General features: G+C 46.9%; 16 protein-coding genes. 11 read left to right on the top strand and 5 right to left on the bottom strand.

The genetic code is table 11. From position 1 onward, the window contains the following. Nucleotides 1-97: 97 nt before the first annotated feature. From ACO08K_RS07980 to ACO08K_RS07970, 3 genes are all read left to right on the top strand, one after another. The gene (locus tag ACO08K_RS07980; protein ID WP_421795863.1) at nt 98-3412 is read left to right on the top strand and encodes a cohesin domain-containing protein; all 3315 of its coding nucleotides are present in this window, start codon (nt 98-100) and stop codon (nt 3410-3412) included. A gap of 177 nt (nt 3413-3589) precedes the next feature. Then, the gene (locus tag ACO08K_RS07975) at nt 3590-6076 is read left to right on the top strand and encodes a gliding motility-associated C-terminal domain-containing protein (RefSeq protein WP_421795862.1); all 2487 of its coding nucleotides are present in this window, start codon (nt 3590-3592) and stop codon (nt 6074-6076) included. Between the two features lie 120 nt (nt 6077-6196). Further along, nucleotides 6197-7363, top strand: a complete 1167-nt coding sequence (locus ACO08K_RS07970) for a M50 family metallopeptidase (protein WP_421795861.1) — start codon at nt 6197-6199, stop codon at nt 7361-7363. Nucleotides 7364-7412: 49 nt separating this feature from the next. On the opposite strand, the gene ACO08K_RS07965 is transcribed toward ACO08K_RS07970, so the two are convergent. Further along, complete coding sequence (locus tag ACO08K_RS07965; protein ID WP_421795860.1) at nt 7413-9578, bottom strand: family 20 glycosylhydrolase; 2166 nt, start codon at nt 9576-9578, stop codon at nt 7413-7415. Between the two features lie 239 nt (nt 9579-9817). Here ACO08K_RS07965 and ACO08K_RS07960 point away from each other — a divergent pair, with 239 nt between their 5' ends. Together ACO08K_RS07960 and ACO08K_RS07955 are read left to right on the top strand one after the other, a co-directional pair. Continuing rightward, on the top strand, nt 9818-10417 hold the full coding sequence (locus ACO08K_RS07960; RefSeq protein ID WP_421795859.1) for a 3-keto-disaccharide hydrolase: 600 nt from the start codon (nt 9818-9820) through the stop codon (nt 10415-10417). Between the two features lie 22 nt (nt 10418-10439). Continuing rightward, a complete protein-coding gene (locus ACO08K_RS07955) occupies nt 10440-11075 on the top strand; it encodes a DNA-3-methyladenine glycosylase (RefSeq protein WP_421795858.1) in 636 nt (211 codons plus the stop codon). A gap of 77 nt (nt 11076-11152) precedes the next feature. Here the strand turns inward: ACO08K_RS07955 and ACO08K_RS07950 are convergent, their stop codons facing one another. Then, nucleotides 11153-11860: a membrane or secreted protein gene (locus ACO08K_RS07950; RefSeq protein WP_421795857.1), complete on the bottom strand. Its 708-nt coding sequence runs from the start codon at nt 11858-11860 to the stop codon at nt 11153-11155. A gap of 118 nt (nt 11861-11978) precedes the next feature. On the opposite strand from ACO08K_RS07950, the gene ACO08K_RS07945 reads away from it, so the two are divergent. Continuing rightward, nucleotides 11979-12917: a hypothetical protein gene (locus ACO08K_RS07945; RefSeq protein WP_421795856.1), complete on the top strand. Its 939-nt coding sequence runs from the start codon at nt 11979-11981 to the stop codon at nt 12915-12917. Nucleotides 12918-13396: 479 nt separating this feature from the next. On the opposite strand, the gene ACO08K_RS07940 is transcribed toward ACO08K_RS07945, so the two are convergent. Beyond that, entirely contained in the window at nt 13397-14011 is a 615-nt protein-coding gene (locus ACO08K_RS07940) for a superoxide dismutase (RefSeq protein WP_421795855.1), read from the bottom strand. A gap of 120 nt (nt 14012-14131) precedes the next feature. After that, on the bottom strand, nt 14132-14821 hold the full coding sequence (locus tag ACO08K_RS07935) for a LolA family protein (protein WP_421795854.1): 690 nt from the start codon (nt 14819-14821) through the stop codon (nt 14132-14134). A gap of 447 nt (nt 14822-15268) precedes the next feature. Here ACO08K_RS07935 and ACO08K_RS07930 point away from each other — a divergent pair, with 447 nt between their 5' ends. From ACO08K_RS07930 to ACO08K_RS07910, 5 genes are all read left to right on the top strand, one after another. Continuing rightward, nucleotides 15269-15928, top strand: coding sequence for a hypothetical protein (locus tag ACO08K_RS07930; protein ID WP_421795853.1), 660 nt, complete (start codon nt 15269-15271; stop codon nt 15926-15928). Between the two features lie 147 nt (nt 15929-16075). Continuing rightward, nucleotides 16076-16753 carry a hypothetical protein gene (locus tag ACO08K_RS07925; protein ID WP_421795852.1) on the top strand — a complete coding sequence of 226 codons (678 nt, stop codon included), beginning with the start codon at nt 16076-16078 and terminating at the stop codon, nt 16751-16753. 48 nt (nt 16754-16801) lie between these two features. Beyond that, the gene (locus ACO08K_RS07920) at nt 16802-17836 is read left to right on the top strand and encodes a glycosyltransferase family 9 protein (RefSeq protein WP_421795851.1); all 1035 of its coding nucleotides are present in this window, start codon (nt 16802-16804) and stop codon (nt 17834-17836) included. 125 nt (nt 17837-17961) lie between these two features. Next, nucleotides 17962-19053, top strand: coding sequence for a PorP/SprF family type IX secretion system membrane protein (locus tag ACO08K_RS07915; protein WP_421795850.1), 1092 nt, complete (start codon nt 17962-17964; stop codon nt 19051-19053). 33 nt (nt 19054-19086) lie between these two features. Beyond that, a complete protein-coding gene (locus ACO08K_RS07910) occupies nt 19087-21627 on the top strand; it encodes a DUF1573 domain-containing protein (RefSeq protein ID WP_421795849.1) in 2541 nt (846 codons plus the stop codon). Between the two features lie 71 nt (nt 21628-21698). On the opposite strand, the gene ACO08K_RS07905 is transcribed toward ACO08K_RS07910, so the two are convergent. Then, entirely contained in the window at nt 21699-22376 is a 678-nt protein-coding gene (locus tag ACO08K_RS07905) for a M15 family metallopeptidase (protein ID WP_421795848.1), read from the bottom strand. Nucleotides 22377-22388: the final 12 nt, after the last annotated feature.

Raw genomic sequence — 22388 nt, 5'->3', positions numbered from 1 at the left:
AAAGTTTCCACGAAGAATAAGCAAGAATTAGCACAAACATGCTATGCACTATTGTCATTGGCATAGCCCCCATAACCTTGCAAAAAACCATTGAAATATGCGAAAAGTTCTATTTTTCCTGCTATCCAGCTTGCTCTGCTGGCAGTTATCTGCCCTGGATGGCCCCAAAAACCAAATTGTAAAGCCACCAACCTACTTGAGCTTGTTTATGCCCTTGTACGACAGTACGGCTTTTCCGGTTTGTATCGCAAATGTCAAAGCCCGCTTAAAGGACACACTCGTTTGTGTGAATGTGGTAGCGGTAAATTTTGACACCATTGCTGCTCTACAGTACACTGTGAAATTCGACACTTCCTTTTTACAATTGAAGCAAATTAAGGTAGACACCAACAGCGCGTTGAAAAAACTCACGCGTGATGATTTTAGTGTGAAGCCGGGAGGTTTGATTTCGCTGGTCTATTCCAAAGCTGAAAGTGCAGCGGGGTTAACAATTCGGGACAGCACCAAACTTTACCAACTTTGTTTTAAACCACTGAAAGAAGGTAAATCTGCAATCAGCTTTACCGATAGTGTCAATACGGAAGTTCTGGGGCCAAAGCGCTCCAAACGTGCATTTAAAGGTGAGGCTGGATCGGTTGAAGTAACTACGGATACCATCGTACTACCTCCACCACCTCCCTGTAGAGATACGGTTATCAACCGTACTATCGCCGTTTGTATTGGCCCGATTGGTACTGACACCACCAAGCTGGTGGCTGCAGGCGGATGTGATAGCACCATTATCGTAACCAGAGTAAGAGCTACTTCCACTGCTCCACGCGATACTGTGATCTATACTACCATTTGTGAAGGACAGAGCTATACTGTGGGTGAAAACGTATTCCGTCAAGCCGGGACTTATGTTGTCAATCTGCTTACTGAAGGAGGTTGTGACAGTTTGGTACAACTGGCACTGGCGGTGAAGCCAATGCTGGGCGTCACCATTATCGGCGGTGATACAAGTATTTGTGATGGAGACTCTACTTTAGTGAGGGTTTCAGGTGGTGTTGGGTACAAGTGGAGCACAGGGGCAACTACCGATTCGGTATGGCTTGGCCCAGGCACTTACACCGTGATGGTCAATGATACAACGAGCAGTTGTGAAGGCATTCTTAGCGTTGTGATCGGTTCGGCTTCCCCTAAGCCACAAATTGAAGCTGATCTCATCAAAGCTTGCTCGGTAAGTACCCTGCCAGTAATTAAAGTGAAAGCGGACTCTGCCTTTACCGTCAACTGGTATGATGTGCCTACCGGAGGTACCCCTCTAGCTAAGGATACCCTGAGCTTTAAACCGACCAAAGCTGATACCTTATATGTAGAAGCCATTGATTCTTCGGGTAAGAAGTGTGCCAGCAAAGAACGAACTGCCATTGTGGTACTCATCGACAGCACTCAGACAGCTGGCTTTACGGAGTGCCCTAAGGATGTCATAACTGTTGCTCCTGCAGGCAAAACCAAGGCTCCAGTAAGCTGGAAAGCGCCTACTTTCACCAGTGGATGTGACAGTACGGTTGCAGTGCTGAGCAGCAACCATAAACCTGGCGATACCTTGGCAGTGGGTACTACCCGTGTCAGGTATATCCTTACAGATACTACCTCTAAAAAGGTGATCGACTCCTGCGTCTTTAAGGTCATCTTGGGCACGGATACGATCCTGCCTCCACCACCTCCAGTTCAGGTCGATTCGCTCACGTTCTTTGTTGATACCAGTGGCGTAACGCTTACGGATAGCACCATGAGTGTACCTGTAAAAGTGCTCCATTTTGACAAAGTACAGGGATTCCAGTTCACCCTCGCCATACCTGATAGTTTGGCCACTTTTGTCGGCTTCACTGCTGACACCGCAGCGCTCAAAGGAGTAGAGAATTTTGCTTTCTCGCCTTTTGTTCGAACGGTCAACTGGTTTGACGCACAGTCCAATGGGGTAACACTGAAGGATAGTACGACCATCTTTACCTTACGAATCAGCAGAGACTCGGCTAGTAAAGAATGTATACCAGTTCAGTTCAAAAATGCACCATCGAAGATCATTGCCACCAAGTCTTCACTGACTGAAATTATTCCTACCACCATTGATGGCGTAGTTTGTCCAGATACCACCACAGTTCCACCAGTAGATACCACTGGACCGGTTAGAATAGCTGGGAAAATTTTCCGGGAAGACAGTACTCCGGTGAAATTTGTAACGGTGGACATCAGTCCGGATAGCCTTGCTTCCGTGGTAACAGGCGTTACTGGGGAATATGCATTCGATTCTTTGGCTTACAATAAGAACCATACCATTCGCCCATCTTTGGATTCTAACTATTCTGGTGGGGTGAACATTTTGGATGTGGTACTGATTCAACGGCATATTCTGGCCAAGGATACCCTGGACAGTCCTTACAAATGGATTGCTGCCGACGTGAACAAGTCTGGTACAGTTACGGTAGCGGACATTTTGGATATCCGTCGGTTGATCTTGGGTGCAATTGATTCATTCCCGAATAATACATCCTGGCGCTTTGTACCAGTGAGCTTCAAGTTCCCGGACAGTGTGGCCAACCCACTGACCTTAAAATTCCCGGATACCATCGGGTTTACGGGGTTGAAAAAAGACACCTTGAACAATGACTTCATTGGCATCAAAGTGGGTGACGTCAACCTGAGCAAGGATGCACAACTGCGTGGCGAAGCGCCAATGGAAATCACCATGGCTAACCGCGCATTTGAGTACGGTGAAAAACTGGTGGTTGATGTACGTGCCAGCGACCTGGGTAAATATGCAGGGTACCAGTTCGATCTGGGCTTTGACCGCGAAACCCTTGAATTTGTCAGTGTAGAAGCGGGCGATGTACCTGGAGTAGACCGCAATGCCTTCAATCTGAATGCTGTGGCAGAGGGTCGAATCCCAACGCTTTGGTACCAAACCGGTGCAACCTTGCGCAGTGCTGAAAACCCAGTATTGTTCAGACTTACCTTCAATACCCGCAGAGCAGGTGAAGTAGCTGAAGCAATTTGGCTCAATCAGCAAGGCTTGGCAGGTATGGCCGTCAATCAGGCTGGTCAGGTTAAACAACTGAAGGCTCGTTTCACGGATGCTGCACTCAAAGTGGATCTGGGCAAACGCAATGCCATCAAAGCATTGGGCGTACAACCCAACCCATTCAGTGATCAGGCTTTGATTCGCTTCAAACTGCCTACAGATTCCCGCACCACCTTGTCGATTATCGATGCTGCTGGTCGTGAAGTTTACCGCGAAGCCCGTAATTTGTCAGCAGGTGTTCAGGAATGGACAATCAATGGCAACACCCTGGGCCAAAATGGCGTTTACCATTATCGAATCCTGACCGCTTATGGCGTATTGACGGATAAGGTAATTTTGACGAAATAGTATTGATTTCGGAATTCGGATTTTGGATTTCGGTTGGAGCTTTAGTCTAAAATTGATGTGGCACTACCATTGAATTTTCTAGACCTGGAAAATCAAATTTGGTGCATACTTCAATTTGAGACTAAAGCGCCAGTCGAAATCCGAAATCCGATACCCGAAGTTTGAAACATCATTCAGGTGGGAAAATTATACATTTTGGCACTGCTGGTACTGGCAACACTACTGAACCACAGTACCAGCTACGCTCAAGGAGCGCTTGATTCTACAACCTTCATACTGACTTCCCGCAAAGTCTGTGTGGGAGATACCATCGACATACCCGTTCGCGCTGTTCATTTCAGACGCGTGGCGGGTTTTCAATTTGCTGTCAGTTGGGCCCGAGGGCAGTTCCGTTTTTTGAGTGTCAACAATAGTATATTTCCCGGAAACGAATTCGATTTTGAAGCTCCGCCATCCGGTACGCGGGTGAATTTCGCCTGGTTTAAAGCGGATGGCACTTCTTCTACCTTGCCAGATTCTACCCGAATTTTTGTGCTGCGCTTGGTCGCCTTACAACCTGGAAACCCAGCCACCTTGGGCTTTGTGACCAACCCTCGCGACCAAACCGCCCCTGTTGTAGCTCAATACAATCAGCGCGGCAACAACATCCGGGAATTCCCTCCGGCGCTGATTGGGAATACCATCCAGATCATTGCCATTCCCAGCGTTCAGGCAACACCAGATACGATTACTTGTCGAGATCCTTTTGTTTTTTTGGATGCAAAATCTTCCGACTCATTGGCTACTTTTGCCTGGAGTGGGCCCAATGGCTACAGTTCAAACCTGGCCAGAGACACTGCTTTTATCCCCGGGCGTTATCAGGTGATTGCCACTACGGATTCTTTATGTGCCTCGGTACCACTGGATATTGTGATCGGTTTCGACCAAACCCAGCCAGTAGCACCTACCTTACAAGGGGATAGCCTCAATTGTTTGCGCCGACAAGTCCAGCTCCAATTTTCCCCCGTCAACAACACCCTGGAATATTATTGGATTACTCCCCAGAACGATACAGTACCTCATCCATTGCCACCAATTAGTGTTGGTGGCACCTATCGCTTGTTGGTCGTACAACCCAGCAATGGCTGCCAGAACACTGCCAATACTACAGTCCAGTTAGATACCTTGGCACCAAGCATTCGACTGAGCGGGCAAGGGCAATTGGATTGCCGCTCCCAATCGGTACTCTTGAATGCGAGCAGCAATAGCAAAAACCTGAGTTACACCTGGCGCAATGGTACGGGTGGAACGGTTAGCCAGGATTCGTTCCTGCGCATCAATGCAGCTGGCTTGTACCAACTCATTGTACGCAATACCCGTAATGCCTGTCAGGCCAGCAAAGACACCAGTATCACTGCCGATACCTTGCGGCCTTCGGCAACACTGGATACCACGGGAAAAATTACCTGTATCAATCGCAGCACAACATTACGAGCAACGGTTAATTCCAACCGGGTGGCAACCTATTGGATTTCTCCTTCTTTGACTGATACCATTTCACGCAGGACCAGCACAACTGCATTTAGTGGTGGGCGCTACACCTTTTTGGTGGTGGATACGATCAACGGTTGTAACCTGAGATTGAGCACTACCGTGGAATCGGATACGATTCGGCCTTTCAGCTTGATTCAGGTGCAAACGCCCTTTTCCTGCGCCAATCCAACGGCGACCTTAGCTGTAGATGTATTACCGAATGTAACCTATGCCTGGACTGGACAAGGCATAAGCGGCACCAATACGGCTGCTACCGTGCAGGTTAATGCTTCCGGGCGCTATAGCGTAGTACTCAGCAACGCCAATAATGGTTGCAGTTTCCGAGATTCACTACAGTTGGGTGGCAACACCGATGGTCCCAAATTTGACCGCATCAATTTGAAACAACCACCTTGTGCCACCGATGGCCGGGGTAGCATTGGCATCGAATTGGTGAGTGGGGGAGTGGCGCCTTATACTTTTGCGCTAAAGGATAGCACTTTTGCCAGCCAACGCAATTTCAACAACCTTGCTCCGGGCACTTACCACATCCGGGTTCAGGATGCAGCTGGTTGTGAAGGCGATACGAGTTTGACCATTTTGGCTTCTATCCCAATTGAGGTGAGCATCACTGCGCCTACCAATGAAATCGCTCCAGGCGACTCGCTACAATTGACGGCGGTACTTGGCGACTCTACTGGTCTGGCTTCGCTTCAATGGGTTGGCACTGATCTCGCACCCTGTAATGGCTGCAACAGCATTCAGGTGAATCCACCCCGCAGTACAGTTTATCAGGTTCAGGTGCTAAGCACCAATGGTTGTCGATCTCAGGCAGTATTTAATGTTTTTGTGGTCAAAAAAGACCAGGTTTATGCTCCAACCGCTTTTTCTCCCAATGGCGACAGCAAAAATGACCGCTTTTATTTGCAGGGTAAGAAGAACCTGAAAATCGTGCAGTTCCGCATTTTTGACCGTTGGGGAAATCTCGTTTATGAAGCCAGCAATGGAACCCTCAACGATGAAGCAATGGGTTGGGATGGTACTTATGGTGGAAAAGTAGTGCCGCCGGGTACTTTTGTGTGGATTGCTGAGTTGGAAACTGCGGATCAGGTGTTCCAATCCTGCAAAGGAGAGGCAATACTTCTGAAGTAGAGCTAGATCATTCAGAAAAAGGGCGCTGCCCATTCTTAAGGTATATCGCCCTTTCAGGGCTTGGGAATAATTGACCGACAGGATATGAACTTTTTCCCTAAAACTGGTATTTGCTAGTTTATGGGTAAAAAGAAACAGAATAAAACGGTACAACTGATCATTGCTTGCTCATTGGGGGCTGTGGTGGGCTATCTGCTTAGTTATGCTTTTGTAAAATTAGTGCCCCTCAGTGTTTTTCAAGCCTTAATGGAAAACGGCGGTATTTGGTGGGAAAATCCACTAAAATTGGTCTTGGCTTTTGTGGCCATTTGGGCCGCACTGGCAGCACACGAACTGGGCCATTTGTTGACGGGGCTGTTCCAAGGTTTCAAATTTCATTTGTATGTAGCCGGTTTTTTGGGCGTTCGCCGCAATCCTGTGGATGATCAGATTGAATGGTATTTCAATCGAGACCCCAACCTTTTTGGTGGAGTAGCGGCTACTTTACCAACCCAAAAATCTCCCGATTTGGTCAAAAAACTGGCAGCGGTCGTGGCAGCAGGGCCCTTGACGAGTATCGGTGGAGCGCTATTGGTGGGGCTGCCTGCGTTTTGGGTGACCATGAATTTGACAGCAGGTGAATCCAGCGCTGCCTTGAGGTCTTTGCTCGTTTTTTCGTTCATTTTCGCCCTTACTTCTTTCTTTCTGTTTTTGGCGACCACTATCCCCGGCCGTACCGGTGCTTTTTTCACGGATCGGGCGCGTTTCTTTCGTTTGATTGGTGGGGGTAAAACTGCTGCCATCGAACAGGCGGTATTGGAGGTATTGGCGCATAACTATTCCAATCAACCTTATTCTACCATTGATCCTACCCAAATCGAGTTGATCCAATCGGATGAGTCGGATTTGATGAAAGCTTTTGCCTATTCATTGAACTATTATTACCACCTGGACCGGGATGAAAAAGATTTGGCACTGAAAGCAGCTAAAGAAATGGAACCGCTGCTAGAGGAACAACCGCTGACCTTTCGGGTAGAATTGCAAAAAGACCTGGTTTTTGCCTATGCCTTTTTGGCGAACGACCCGGTTCAGGCCCACAATATTTGGGGAAAAATGGGAAAATTGGGGCAAACGGGGAAAGATGCCCACACCCTGCTGGCGAAAGCGGCTTTGTTGTATGCTGAGGGGAATTTGGATGAGGCCAAAATGGTGATAGCAGCTGGAATGGCGACATTGCCAGGGAATTCGGTTAAGTATAGTGATCGGTTTTATCGAGGGTGGTTTGAGGTGTTGGAGGAGCGGCTTTAGCTGTTCCAATAGTGCCAACTTATACCTTCATGCTGATCGATAAAGGCCCTTAATAAATCACAATCTCATCGGTAAACATAAATCCTCCGCGTACATTGGGTGCAACGATACGAATGTACCGGGCCTTAGTTTGTTCCAGTGCGTAGGCGAAAGTTTTAAACAATAACTCCGGATTTTCTGGCGAAACGTCATGCTCCAGCTTTTTCAGGGGCACAAAATTACTCCCGTCTTCAGAACCCAATATTTCCACATAAGCCGGAAGAAAAACGCCCGGCCCCTTTTGCTGCATAAACGTAATGGATACTTCTTGAATGGGCTGTACTGATCCCATATCTACCGTCACATCAAAATTCTTGAGGTAACCAAGCCACTGTTTGTCGCTGTATGTGAATGACCCCCGCACGCCATTGGTGAGGGTGTTTTCTTGCTGAGCAGGATAGGAGTCACTCCATCTGGTGTTGAAAATCGTTTTTTTGCCAATCGCGCGGTGATGATTGGCCTGATAACTGGTGACCTTGCCCAATGGCATTCCATCTTTAAAAACGGCGGCTTGAATGTGGGCTTTTCCCTGTATTACAAACGGCTTTACGTACCGTTCCGAACTACTTGAAGGTGTACTGCCGTCGGTGGTGTAACGAATTTCTGGCTGGTAAATCTCGCTGATCAAGGTGATTGTATTGCCGCTATTGTCGGGAGCGGGGGCTTCTTTTACTTCCAGAAAAGCCGAAGGCCGGTAATAATTGACATTCATCCGTTGCAGGAGCAAATAATGCGCTTGCAGGCGTTGCTGAAAGTCGGGATAATTTTTTGCTTCCTTTTGAGTCCAGGCATTTTCCGCGATTGCAATGGCGCGGGGAAAGGCCATGTACTCCACCTGATCCGTACTGGGCATAAACTCTGTCCACAAATTGCCCTGCGTGCCCAGGATGTGTTTCTTCTCGTTCTCCTTGAGCACTGCGGGAATGGGCTCGTAGGCGTACACCCGTTGAATCGGCAAAAAGCCGCCTATGGCCAGAGGTTGGGTGCTTGGATTGCTTTGGTAGGCGTCCAGATAAGTTTCACCCGGCGTCATGACCACATCATGGCCTTGTTGTGCGGCGGTGATGGCACCGGCTTCGCCCCGCCAGCTCATGACGGTTGCATCGGGAGGAAGGCCGCCATTGATGATTTCATCCCAACCAATCAATTTTCGACCTTTTGATTTGAGAAAAGCTTCCAGCTGTTTGATCAGATAGGCTTGTAGTTCGTGTTCATCTGCCAGGTTTTTTTCTTTTTTCAGGGCCTGACATTTTGGACAATTTTTCCAGGAGGAAGTCCCCGCTTCATCGCCACCAATGTGGATGTATTCAGAGGGGAAAATGGCTAAAACTTCGCTTAAAATATCGGTTAAAAAAGGCAAAGTATTGGGGTTGCCAATACAAAATTCATGGTGCTGGTAAGGCTTGCCCGTACAGCTAAGCTCGGGATAAGCAGCCAAAACTTCATAGGAATGCCCCGGTATTTCAATTTCAGGGATGACGGTGATGCCTCGTTGCGCGGCATACCGCACGATCTCTTTGGCATCGGCTTTGCTGTAATACCCTCCGTATGCTTCGGCATTCCCTTCTTGCGAGAATCGGCTGCCGTTTTTGCTCCACTCCGTCCAGCTGCCATGGGTGCGGAACGCAGCTTGTTTACTCAGCAGTGGATATTTATCGATTTGTAAACGCCAGCCGGGCGAATCGGTGAGGTGCCAATGAAAGGTGTTGAATTTGTACAAAGCCATCAGGTCGATGTACTTTTTGATGAAACTCAGTGGGAAAAAGTTGCGGGACACATCCAGGTGCATGCCCCGGTAGCTGAATCGGGGATAATCTTTGATGCTGGCACAAGGGATTTGAACGGGATTGGTTTGTAGTGCCCTCAATTGGAGCAAGGTGAAAAGCCCGTGGATGCTTCCCGCTTCATCGGAGGCAAGAATGGTAATGCCTTGAGAGGTAATGTTCAACGCATAACCCGCAGCAGGTAGCTCAGGGGATTTGAGTAATAAAATGCCAGCTTTTTCCTTGCTTTTGGATACACTCAGCTTCATCTCCTGGGCCAGTAACTGTGCACTTTCCTGCCATTCTTTTTCCGCAAAAACCTGGACGGAAGAATGGATTTTAAATGCCCCTTTTTGCTCCTGACAATATACTGGTTTGGGGATAAGTAGCGTGGCCCCAGTTTGAGCTTTCAAAGCGCAAACAAGTGTTAAGTTTACGAGGAAAATAAAGCTTAGGTGATGCTGCATGTCAATGGTTTCAAATCAAGTTAAAGCGGGCACTAAGCTATCCAATAAATCCAATTGTTCGACCAATTTTGAGAATCGAAAAAACCCAGCAATTGTTTTTTCCCCCATTCCCGCTTATATTCACCCGGGATTAGGGTTGCCCTAAAAAGTCTACTTCATTACCTTACTTACAATCTCTTTCATTCATGAAATTTACTTACCTACTCGTTTGCATCGCCTGCTTGCCACTATTGGCTACTGCACAAAAAAAAGTATCCCTTTTCAACGGCAAAGACCTCAGTGGCTGGAACATCCACGGCACTGAAAAATGGTACGTCGAAAAAGGTGAACTGATCTGCGAAAGCGGTCCTGACAAAGCTTACGGCTATTTATCCACTGCGGGCAAGTACAAAAACTTCGTCCTCACCCTGCAATTCAAGCAAGAAGCCAACGGCAACAGCGGGGTCTTTTTCCGTTCCAGTATTGAAGGCGTGAAGATCAGCGGCTGGCAAGTCGAAGTGGCGCCTTTGAATAGCCACAGCGGTGGGATTTATGAATCTTATGGCCGTGGCTGGCTCATTCAGCCCAGCGCTGAAGCCGAAAAAGCCCTCAAAACTGGCGAATGGAATCAAATGAAAATCCAGGTCATCGGTGATGAAGTTACCACCTGGCTGAACGGTCAACAGATGATCTACCTCAAAGATGAAAAAATTGGCAAAGGTGAAGGCTTCATCGCCCTGCAAATCCACGATGGTGGCGGTATTAAAGTGCGGTGGAAAAAATTCCGTTTGACCCAGTTACCTTAAATAAAACACGTACTTAAACACAGTGGAAACCTATCAGCCAGGCACTCGACTCAACGAAGCCTTTTACCTGCGGGAAGACGTTGTACAAATCAGCAAGGAACTCCTCGGTAAACACCTCGTGACTTGCTTCGATGGGCAACTCACCGTAGGTCGCATCGTAGAAACCGAAGCTTACCGAGACTCCGACGACAAGGCTTGCCATGCATACGGTCAACGGCTGACGCCGCGTACCCAAATCATGTTTGGACCCGGAGGGCATGCTTATGTCTATTTGTGCTACGGCATTCACCACTTGTTTAATGTAGTGACCGCACCAGCAGGGCAGGCACATGCAGTGCTGGTGCGGGCCATTGAGCCCATCTATGGCGTTGAAACCATGCTTCAGCGCCGGAAAATGAGCCAACTTAAAACCACCCTGGGTGCAGGTCCTGGCAGTTTGAGCCAGGCAATGGGTTTACGCACCCACCATACCGGCCTCGCTTTCACCGATGAATCTTCCCCCGTCTGGATTGAAGAACCCCAGGAAACACCCAGCTTCCAAGTCAAAACAGGAACCCGGGTCGGCATCGCTTTCGCCGAGGAATGCGCCTTTTGGCCCTGGCGCTTTAGCATAGTTGGAAATCCGTGGGTAAGTAAGGCGAAGGGGATTGACGAATGATTCGAATGACGAGTGACGAATGTTCGCCATGTGCTGGCCATTATTCGTCACTCGTCATTCGAATCATTCGTCATTTTTTACTGTCTTTCCCAAATCTCATGCACCGGATTCCCCGTCGAACTTTTGCCCGTGTGCGTCCACTTGTTGCCTTCTACCAGCGCGTCAAAGCCAAGTGATGCACCTACTCGGGTGCTGTCGCGGGAGAAGAACTCGATATTTTCGGTGTATTTGCCGTCTTTGAGGGTGTAGGTGCCGCCGCCAGTGCCAGAGAAGTCGCCCGTTTGGGTATTGATGGCGGCCCATTGGAAGCGGGTTTTGCTAAAAATTTTGATGGTTTTGCGTGCGGCCAAAGGCATAGCGTTCAGTTGCCCGTTGTTCATACGCCCAGTGATGCGCCAGAGGCCGGCGAGGGCAACGGGTCCATCTTCGGGGATAGCTTTCCAGCTTTGTTCGGTTTTAGTGGAGGGGTCTTTGAGGGTCAACTCTTTTTTCAATTTGGCCAAAAATACCTTGTCTTTACCTACGGAAGCCTTGTCGTAGGTTGAAAATTCCAGATGTACTTTTAGACTGTCCTTGACCCAGGTGTAGGTACCGCCCCAACTGCCCTTGAATTTTTTGTTGGGCACCGAAAAATCGGTACAAGCCAGGTAATTGTGGGTACAAATTACCACTCCTTGCCCGGTATCCCAGGCACCTTCCAGGCTTTGATTGCTAGGAGACTTAGGGCTAAACCAGGAAAATATGCTCAGCCCCAGGGCGATGCAGAGAGAAAACATCAATTTCATTCGAGTATATTTTGGGTGAAACCATTTGGCTGTACAAATCGTAGTGTAAAATAGTTGCTTAGTGTAACATTTTTTAAGCAAAACTGAACTTACGCTGTTTCTACACAAAATAACCATTATGAAACTGATGAAATGGATGCTGGTCATCTTGGCCCTGTTCTTTACCTGTATGCCTCAATTGGGGCGACGAGACCTTTCGGCTAAAGCCAGTGTTGTCAAAAAAGAAGGAAAAATTGGTTTGGGGCCTTACTGGTTCGAGGGTAAGGCTGAAATCAACCATTATACCCTGTCCCAAAACCGTTATCGCGATCTTCACCCAGGCGAGGCGGTTCTGGTATTTGTAACCGAACCCTTTTTGACCGATAAACAGGTTAAAAATGATCAGGGACAAAAAAAGAACTCTGCCACAGTTCTGAAACTCAACAATATTCAACGTTTCGCCACCGGGATTTACGACTATTCAGTGATGACTTCAGTGTTTACTCCTGAGGAATTGAAACGTTTTCCGCATTCCCTCAAAGTGACCAGCAGTAGCCAGGACTGGTGTGGTCAGACCTTCATGCAAATCAATCAGGACAAAGAAAATTACAAGGTAGAAATGCGGTCTTACTTTGAAAATGAGGGAGACCAAAACCAGAGCTTGCCACAAGCTTTGCTGGAAGACGAAGTCTGGACACGCCTGCGGATGGGGCCAGATGCCTTGCCCCTCGGTGCAGTGCAGGTTTACCCCAGTGCCATGTACACTCGCCTGATGCACAAGCCTTTTAAAGCATATACCGCCGAAGCAAAGTTGGAAAAATATGAAGGCAATGAGATTAAGGGCAACAACTTAAAAGTATACCAACTCAATTTTCCGGAACTGGAACGCAAGTTGGAGATCGTTTTTCAGGACAAAGAGCCTTACTTGATTGAGGGTTGGATGGACAGTCATCCGGCTTTGTTGGACAAACAAATGCGCCAAACCATTGCCAAAAGAACCCATACCTTATTAGAGGCTTATTGGCAAAAAAACAATCTGAAGGATCTCCCTTTACGCAAGGATTTGGGAATGGATTAATGGAAAGAAATTAGCGTATAAATGGAAAGGCCGCGTTCTCAGTTGGAGAACGCGGCCTTTTGAGTCTTTGAATGGTGTGTGTTAGGTTCTTTCCAATAATTTCGAACCAAAAATAAGCACTAAAATCAGGCAAAAAGCTGCGATGATCATGGGAAACGGTTTTGGGTAAAAAATAAACGGTTTAAGCTGGAACGTACAGTAGGTAAACGTCAGTGTTCGCGGTAATCAAATCAAAATAGCAATGGTGTAAGGTGCCAATATGTACACCTGAATGGACACGCTATTGAAACAAGCGTATAAAGGGAGAAACGAGACGAAAAAAAAAATTAGTATATGAGGGAGGGAAAAAAGTTGGAGGAGGCTGAAAGAAAGTTGAGCAGTTGAGAAGTTGAGGCTACTGCGAGAGACTTAGACAAAGTCCTTGTCAGTGACGCAAGCGGTAGTCTCAACTTCTCAACTTCTCAACCTCTCAACTTTTTTTATTTAGCGGCAAGGTAGCGACGATTCACTTCCTCCCAATTGATCACATTGTAGAAAGACTCGATGTAATCAGGGCGACGGTTCTGATAGTTCAGGTAATAAGCATGTTCCCAAACGTCCAAACCGAGAATTGGTGTACCTTTTTTCTCAGCGACATCCATTAGCGGGTTGTCCTGATTGGGACTAGAACTAACGAACAACTTGCCATCGGCACCCACACTCAACCAAGCCCAACCAGAGCCAAAGCGGGTAGCGCCAGCTGCGGAGAAGTCTTTTTTGAAGTTGTCAAAACCACCCAAATCCGCAGTAATGGCCGCATGAATCGCAGTGCCTTCCGCAGGAGTAGGGCTACCATTGGGTGACATGATGGTCCAGAACAGGTTGTGGTTGAAATAACCGCCTCCATTGTTGCGTACAGCAGGAGAGAACTGGGAGATATTGGCCAGGATGGATTCAATTGATTTGCCTTCGTGCTCAGTACCTGCCAGTGCGGCGTTCAGGTTATTGGTATAGGCAGCATGGTGCTTACCGTGGTGGATTTCCATGGTGCGTGCATCAATATTGGGTTCGAGTGCGTCAAACGCATAGGGCAACGCTGGAAGTTCAAAAGCCATGTTTGCTTGATTTTTTGATGGGTTAAAAATTGCGACCGAAAGGTACTTTAAAAACGCTTTAACAGGTAAAGAGTTTTTAAGGAAAGCATAAACTACTTGACAAAATTGATTCACTTATGGCTACTCTCGGAGATCCTCGATATGGTACCCAGGGTAGTTGGCTTTGTTGAACCCAAAATTGCTGTCTTCCAAAGGTTTGTTGGGAATGACGTTGTTCATCACCAGGGTGTAACGTGAGCCATCCTTGCCAAAAGCCTTTAATTCAATGAATTCCAGGGTCTTTTTATCCAGGCTCAAGCGGAGTTTAGAGTATTCGGAATATTTGTCGGTAGGTTTGAATTCAATTTCCTGGATTACCCGTTTGTCCTTGGCATATTCGTTGGTGATGGAATAGAGGAAATCCTTGCGCAGGTAAATGCGAAACAAGGCCTGTGGAGATAAGATACTCTCATCGTCATTGGGGTCAGGCATGTTGTTGATTTGCACCTCTTTGTTTTTGGGCAAGATGATCCAAACGGCTTTTCCATCTGAAATCACAGTTTGTTGGTTGAAGCTCACCCGGTATTTGCTGCCTTTTTGCAGCAATTTCCCTTTCTGAATTTCCTTGGGCTGTTCTGGCATTTCGAGGATTAGTGAAAAATCGGCTTCCAGGGTTTTGTAGCCTTCATATTTGGCCCGCATTTTATCCAGTACCACCTTGGTTGCTGGATCCGAAGTTTCTTTAGGAGGAGTGACCACCTTGGTTTTGGTTTGGGCACTCAACAAACTTACGTTTATGGCCAAAAGGCTGAACAAGATTATTTTTTTCATTTTTTTAGATTGAAACGTGAATCCGTGGATGGTAAAGACGCACCGCCGTGCAGCTTTACGGCCAAATAACGCCATTTAGACGTGCAAAATTGATCATAGGAACGATTTTGTCCAGTTAAAGTTTTAATAAACTGAGTACAAAACCTTCAGCACAGGCTTGTTTCAATAAAGAATCTTCTATTCGAACTACAGTCGTCTTTTTTTCCTGTTTTTAGTTTTTGCATTTTATAACAGTCGGGTTTTTTAGGTGGCCAGGGGCATGCTCCTGGCTTTTTATTTGATCTGATTTTTCAGAATAAATAGCATCAAAATTTTTTATTTGCCTGCAAATGCATGAAAATATGCACATTAAAGCAACTATTTGAGGCATCCAGCTTAAACTTTACATTCAGTTAACATAGCTTTGGAAAATTAGCCTTACCTTCGTTTTGGATTTAAACTTACTCCATGAGTAGTCTCCATATACAACACTCCAATTTGCTGAAAAATCAGATTCAGGAGGCCTTGAAAAAACGGCTGGCTGAAAGAGATTTTTTCTTTATGCCCCAGCTTAACCAATTCCGACGGGTAACGCCAACTGGTTTTCAGTGCGTTATATTGAATTGGATTCCAGGGGATAATGTACAAATACTGGAAGTGTACCTGGGGGTCAGGCACGATGCGGTGGAGGATTTGGCCCAGCCTTTTACCCAAGGCTTGCCTGAGTTACAGTCCAACAATTTTACCTTGTTTACCCCCCTGGGCAAATTGTTTGAGCAGCCTTTTGAGCGTTTTTCCATTTGTTGTGAGGACGATATCCAGCCTGCGGTGAATGCCATTCAAAAAGGGATTTTATCGCGGGGAATCAGCTTCCTGGAGCGCTATACCCGCCTCGAAAACGTAGACAACCTCTACAATACCGATCCGGAAATGCCCGCCATTTACCTGCACAATCACCTACACCGCTGCATGCGCGCCATCGCCATTGCTCGCTTGAGTTTGCGCCCTGATTTTGAACGATTGGCGAATGCCTACTGCGAACAGCTCAAAAAATCAGGGGTAACGGAATTGGTGCTCGACCGTTACGATCGACTCTGGCGCTTTTTGCGCACCTATTCCATGAATTGAGTAACGCAGAAAAATTAACTTCCCGATTTTTTGCGTTATAAGTTTTGTCAGCGAATCTTTTCTGCTTCTTTTTTCAAAATTTTTCCAAATTTGTGGGTTCATTTTTTTTCGTTTGTTAGGACAGACAAACGAATAACGGATTTTCCCATGCAACTGAAAAAAATTCAAGAAGCACTAGATCAATTCAAAACACACTTGGGCTCGGAAGCCAAAGAGGAACACCTCTATATTTACGAGTCCCAAAAAATCTTTCAAGAAAACTGGAATCTGGAATCCAGCGACCTGGCGTCGATGTACAACCGCAGCCTCAATAATACCCAAACCCGTCGATTGTGGAACCGCGAGCACTACGAACCCAAACGGATGATGTTGGAATTTTGGCGCATGCAGCCCGATTTTGTCAAACAGATGTTTCAGGACCTTTTTGATGAAAATAAAAAAGTTGATGGTAGGGTAGGGCGCTTTGTTTTTTATTGCGATGAGTTGTTGACCGAATTTTTGGAAAAACACCCGCGTAGCCGGGAAGGCAAACATTTTCACCAGGACGGCTATCAAATCGTGTCACTTTACCTGGCTTTTCGTTATCCAGACCAATACAGCTTGTATCATTTTGATCGTTTCAAGCGCCTGCTCGCTGCCTTGGGAACCCCGGATATGCCAGCCACCCACGATTTTGAAAGATTTTGCAAGGTGGTGAAAACACTTTGGGGTTTTATGCAAAAAGACGAAGAATTGATAGCCGCTCATCGTGAGCGACTAGAGGAAGGCAAGCACTACCAAGGAGAAAGTTTATTGCCAGTTTACGAATTGATGCAGATCATTTAAGTTGATTTGGGTGCTTATTTTTTGTCGCCCTCTATAAAATCACACACCGTGCCCTTAAAAATTCTGATTATCCGTTTTTCATCGATTGGGGATATCGTGCTGACTACACCGGTGGTGCGTTGCGTGAAACAGCAGTTGCAGGCAGAAGTGCATTTTTTGACCAAAAAACCATTTAGAAGCATCCTGGATGCCAACCCATATGTTGATAAGGTTTATGCGATTAAGTCAAAAATTGGGGAAATCAGCGAGGAATTAAAACAAGAGCAATACGATTGGGTCATCGATTTGCACCACAACCTGCGCAGCTTGCAGGTCAAACGTTTATTGCGCGTTGCCAGCCGTTCTTTTGATAAAATCAATTTCCAAAAATGGTTGATGGTGCGGTTTAAGTGGAATGTATTGCCCCACACCCATATCGTAAACCGCTACCTGGAGACCGTCAAAAAATTGGGCGTTCAATACGATGGGCAAGGCCTGGATTATTTCATCCCGGAAGCACAGGAGTTACCCTTACGCAACCTGGCTGGCGACCAAAACCTTTCGCCCGAACTGCGCAATGATTTGCAGCAAGGCCATTACATCGCCCTGGTCATTGGAGCGGCGCATGCCACCAAACGTTTGCCTGTCAACAAACTGATTGAAATTTGTCAAGGTATCCGCCAGCCAGTTCTATTGTTAGGTGGGCCAGACGATCGCTCCGCGGCAGAACAAATCGCCCAGGCGGCTGGCTCCCACGTAGTCAATACCTGTGGGCAGTATAGTTTGCACCAATCGGCATCTTTGGTCCGCCAGGCTCAACTGGTCATTACCCATGATACCGGACTGATGCACATTGCAGCAGCTTTGCGCAAACCGATTATTTCAGTGTGGGGCAATACCATTCCCGAGTTTGGCATGACTCCCTTTTATCCTGACGGGATGGAGAAAAATACCACCATAGAGGTGAAAAAACTGAGCTGCCGACCTTGCTCCAAAATTGGTTTTGATGCCTGCCCCAAGGGACATTTTAACTGCATGGAACAAATTGATCCTGAAAATTTATTCATAGCGATGGAACCCAACACTCCTTCCAAGATTAGCTGATGGGTGACAATAAATAAAAAAAAACGCTAAAAGGGCTTTACACAATCCATAATTCCAATGAATCTGCGTTAATTTGTTTGTGCGGTCGATAGATAACCGCTAACTTACCGTTTAAAAAACAGCGTATGAGAATTTTCTACCGGCTGAGCTGCTTTTTTTTGCTTTGCACTACGGTCCACCTGGGAGCCCAAGACATTCACTTTTCCCAGTACAACATGTCGCCCCTTACCCTAAACCCCGCCCAGGCCGGAGCTTTTTTTGGCACTGCCCGGATTGGGGGCATTTACCGGGATCAGTGGTTGTTTCTTCCCAAAGATTATTCCACACGTTCCTTTTTTGTAGATGCACCTATAGTCAAAGGTTTTCGTAAAAAACGAAACGACTGGGTCGGAGTTGGTTTATCAATGTACAGTGACCGGTCAGGTACTTCTCGTTTGGGGTCATCGCAGCAAAGTGGCAATGCATCTTACCATTTTGCCCTGAATAAAAAAGGAAATCAGCACCTAAGCCTGGGGATTTCGGCGGGAACCACCAACTATTCAATTCTGGTTGATACCAACCTCGTTTTCGAAGAGGACATTATTGGCAGAGTGCCCGGCCAAATTGCCACGGATCGGGATAATATTACACCTTCAACTGATCCAAATAAGAAATTCTCGGAGTCAGCACTTAATCCTCCTCTTGCGTTCTCCATTGGCTTGATGTACAAAGCGACCAACAAAGATGGGGACTTGCTGGAACTTGGACTTTCAGCAGCTCAGGTCAACCAACCAGAATACGGTTTTCAATTGGGCTTTAACCCCAGCGACACTACCGCCAATGGCAAACAAAGCAGCAAGGTTAAACGCCCCATGCGTATGGTCCTTCATGGTTTATACACTACGAACTTAACGGATGTAATTAGTATTTCGCCATCCCTATTGGTTCAATCCTTGACTACTTCTACCGAAATTGTGCCAGAAGTAATGGCAGGTTACAAGTGGAATCCAGACACTCGCTTCAATGCTGGTTTGGGTTACCGCGTGGGGGATGCAGCGATCCTGCTGTTGGGGGTTGACCACAAGGATTTGCGCATTGGTGCTTCCTGGGACATGCGTTTGGGCCAACTGTCCAGCGATCGGGGGATCAAGGGTGGTTTTGAACTAGCGGCCAACTACATCATCAAGTTGTACAAAAAGCCCGATGTGCCACCTTCAATCTTGTGTCCAAGACTTTAGACTCTAATTGTACGCCAAATATCCTTAGTTGATATGAAAAGTTATTTTTCAATTTTGTTGTTGCTTCTTTTTGCTGGGCTTAGTTTGCAGGCTCAGCCCTTGCGCAAGTCTTCCCGGCAAGCAAACCTGGAAGCTGCCGAGGCCGCTATGACGGACAAGAATTACTATCAGGCAGTCACCCTGCTGGAAAAGGCTTACGAGGAAGTAGAAGATGAATCTTTGCTGCCACAACTGGCGGAAATGAACTACCAACTGCGGGATTATACCAAAGCAGCGCGTTATTACCGGGCTTTGTTGCGCAAAGACAAACAAAACAACTTTGTGGAGTTGCGTTACAAATTTGGTCGTTCGCTCAAGATGAACGGGGATTGTGAAGAAGCATTGGAAGAATTCCAGAAATTCATCGGGGCTACCAAAGACGAAAAACTCAAGGAACTGGCCCAATACGAAGTGACAGGCTGTGAAATGGCCATGTCCAAAACCAAGGCTAAGGTAACACCCAAGGCTTTGGACAAAAATGTGAGCAACGCTTTTTCGGAGTATTCTCCTTCCTTATACCGCGATGGCAGCCTGTATTATGTTAGTTTTGAGACAGATGAGGTGGTGATCGCTTCCGATTCCGCAGAGGAGAAAGGAGCTAAAATTTACAAAACGACCAGAACCGATAAGGGCTGGGGCAAACCCGAAGTACTGGATCAAAAAATCAACCGCGAAGGTTACCAAACCTCTTTTGTATCCTTCTCTCCCGATGGCAGCCGCATGTACTTTACCCGTGCACTCATGCAGGGCAACGAAGTATCCGAGAGTAAAATATTTTACAGCCAGGGTGGTGGTGATTCTTGGGGAGCTGCGCAGGAATGTACTGGAATCAATGGTGAATATTTGTCCCTCCACCCGGTTGTTGGCGAATTGTTTGGCAAAGAAGTCATCTTTTTTACCTCCAACATGGATGGTGGACAAGGAGGACTGGATCTTTATTACGCCACCTACAAAGGGGAAGGTGTATACGGCGACCCGATCAATTTAGGGCCAAAAATCAATACGCCTGGAGATGAAGTGACGCCATTTTATTTTGATGGAACCCTTTACTTCAGCTCCAATGGCCACCCCGGGTATGGTGGGCAGGATATTTTCTTCACCGTATGGAATGGACAGGTGTGGAGTGAACCCCGCAACCTGGGCAATGGTTACAACTCTTCCACCGACGACCAATATTTTTCATTGGATCGGGAAGGTTACAAAGGCTTTTTTACCTCCAATCGTCCCGGCACCAACCGCTCCGTACGTGCCAAAACCTGTTGCGACGACATTTACGAATTTGAAGTGCCACGCATCAAAGCTGATTTGGTGGTAGGTGTTTTTGACATTGCCAAAAAGCCACTTAAAGGGGGGACCACTAACCTTGGAATGGTAGCAACTACCGAAATCACTCCGGTAGATCAAAAGCTGAACGCAGATGGCAACCGCTTTGATTTCCCTTTGACCTTGGACAAGGCCTACAAAATCAAAGTGACCGTGCCTGGTTATTTCCCGGATAGTGCGCAGGTTTCCACCATTGGTTTGAAAGAAAGTAAGGTTCTGGAAAAAAGATTCTTCCTGAAAGCCCGGCCTGAAACCAAGGTGAAAGAAGAACCTGAGTACGATACGGTAACTACTGAACAACCGATCCTTTTGGACAACATCGTGTATGGCTACGACGACGATAAAATCACTCCTGAATCCGAACCCGACCTCAATCTGGTTTTGGAACTGATGAAAAAATATCCCGATATGGTCATCGAGTTGAGCTCGCACACGGATTACCGTGGTCGGGATACCTATAACCAGGACCTGTCTCAACGTCGGGCCGAATCTGCGCGTAAATGGTTGTTGGCAAAAGGTATCTCTTCTACCCGGATTCAAGCCAAAGGTTACGGAGAATCACAACCCAAACCTGTGAATGAAAAAATGGCGTCGGAATATCTGTTCATGACAGTAAAAGATACCCTGACCCAAGCCTTCATCGATAACCTGGAAACCAAGGAACAGCAGGAAGCCGCACACCAGCTGAACCGCCGTACCGAGTTCAAAATCATCAAAGGGCCAACTAAGATCGTGATCAAACGGGCGGAATTGCGCAAAAAACCAACCACTACCAAACCTGCGCCCAACCGCAATAAGTTGATTGACACGGTTCCTGCTCCTGCTCCGGTAAAAGATACCATTCACCGTTTCTCCACGCTGTATTATGCGAAGGACCTCAAAGGGGTGCCAGTAATGCAGTTTAAAATCCGCGAAGTGGATTTTGGTAAGGTGAAAAAAGGGGAAAAAAGGGAATACACCTTTGAGTTCACCAACAAAGGGGATGCCGAGCTCAAAATCGCCATCATCACGGCTTGTGATTGCACCACAACCGATTATTCTACCGATCCAGTAAAACCCGGTGAATCTGGCAAAATCAAAGTGACTTTCGACAGCACCGATAAAACCGAAAGTGAAACCATCGATGTGGACATCATCCTGGAAAATACCATGCCCGGAAAGGATAGTCCGATCATTGAAAGGTTGCAGTATAAGTTTGAATTGATCAAGTAGTTTTGATCAAAAAAAGCTAAGAGTGGTATTTATTGGATTCGTTCCAGTAAATACCATTCTTGTTTTAGGGCTTACTTCCCCAACTCCTCAAACGGAATATCCGTAATGTCAAAGCGCTCAAACCCGATAAAATCATAATGCCACCATTCGTATTTGTAAATGGCAAAACCATGTTTGGTCATCACCTCGCGCAATATCGCCCGGTTTTTGCGTTCTTCTTCCGTACCTCCTGTATAGTCGTGGAATGCCCGTTCGGTAGTTTCATCATAGCCGGAGGGCATGGGGAGTTCTTTACCCGTTTTGAGATTGATCAGGGTTAAATCCAGTGCACAACCCCGATTGTGCCTGGAACCACGCCAGGGCGCAGCCACAAAGGTGGTATCCCGGATAGCAGCATAGAACAGGCAAGTAACGGCGTAAGGGCGATACCCGTCAAAGACTTTGATGCCCAAACCCTGGGTATTGAGCTCGGCCTGGATTTTTTGCAAGGCTTCAACTACCGGCTTCCGTGCGAACGATCGAGCCTGTTTGTACACCCGCTGGTGCACGAGGTTATCCTTGGTGGCGTATTTGATGTCGAGTTTGATGGAGGGGATGGCCTTGATGATTTCGACCAATTCATTCTCAGGATTCTCTACTACTTTTTGGCGATAGCCCTCCAGGGTATTGACTACTTTTAGCCCACAAGATTGCCCCTGAAGCCCCACAAAACTTGTCCATACTAAAATCAACAGTAATAGCTTTTGCATGATGGTGGTGTT

The organism is Haliscomenobacter sp. (genome assembly GCF_965225875.1).
Lineage (GTDB): Bacteria > Bacteroidota > Bacteroidia > Chitinophagales > Saprospiraceae > Haliscomenobacter.
This window is presented reverse-complemented; position numbering and strand designations above follow the sequence as displayed.

Bases quoted from the DNA above. Each gene is read 5' to 3' on its own strand.
- ACO08K_RS07960 (WP_421795859.1), top strand. From the start codon at position 9,818: ATGAAATTTACTTACCTACTCGTTTGCATCGCCTGCTTGCCACTATTG.
- ACO08K_RS07910 (WP_421795849.1), top strand. From the start codon at position 19,087: ATGAAAAGTTATTTTTCAATTTTGTTGTTGCTTCTTTTTGCTGGGCTT.
- ACO08K_RS07950 (WP_421795857.1), bottom strand. From the start codon at position 11,860: ATGAAATTGATGTTTTCTCTCTGCATCGCCCTGGGGCTGAGCATATTT.
- ACO08K_RS07940 (WP_421795855.1), bottom strand. From the start codon at position 14,011: ATGGCTTTTGAACTTCCAGCGTTGCCCTATGCGTTTGACGCACTCGAA.
- ACO08K_RS07930 (WP_421795853.1), top strand. From the start codon at position 15,269: ATGAGTAGTCTCCATATACAACACTCCAATTTGCTGAAAAATCAGATT.
- ACO08K_RS07935 (WP_421795854.1), bottom strand. From the start codon at position 14,821: ATGAAAAAAATAATCTTGTTCAGCCTTTTGGCCATAAACGTAAGTTTG.
- ACO08K_RS07905 (WP_421795848.1), bottom strand. From the start codon at position 22,376: ATGCAAAAGCTATTACTGTTGATTTTAGTATGGACAAGTTTTGTGGGG.
- ACO08K_RS07945 (WP_421795856.1), top strand. From the start codon at position 11,979: ATGAAACTGATGAAATGGATGCTGGTCATCTTGGCCCTGTTCTTTACC.
- ACO08K_RS07970 (WP_421795861.1), top strand. From the start codon at position 6,197: ATGGGTAAAAAGAAACAGAATAAAACGGTACAACTGATCATTGCTTGC.
- ACO08K_RS07925 (WP_421795852.1), top strand. From the start codon at position 16,076: ATGCAACTGAAAAAAATTCAAGAAGCACTAGATCAATTCAAAACACAC.
- ACO08K_RS07915 (WP_421795850.1), top strand. From the start codon at position 17,962: ATGAGAATTTTCTACCGGCTGAGCTGCTTTTTTTTGCTTTGCACTACG.
- ACO08K_RS07980 (WP_421795863.1), top strand. From the start codon at position 98: ATGCGAAAAGTTCTATTTTTCCTGCTATCCAGCTTGCTCTGCTGGCAG.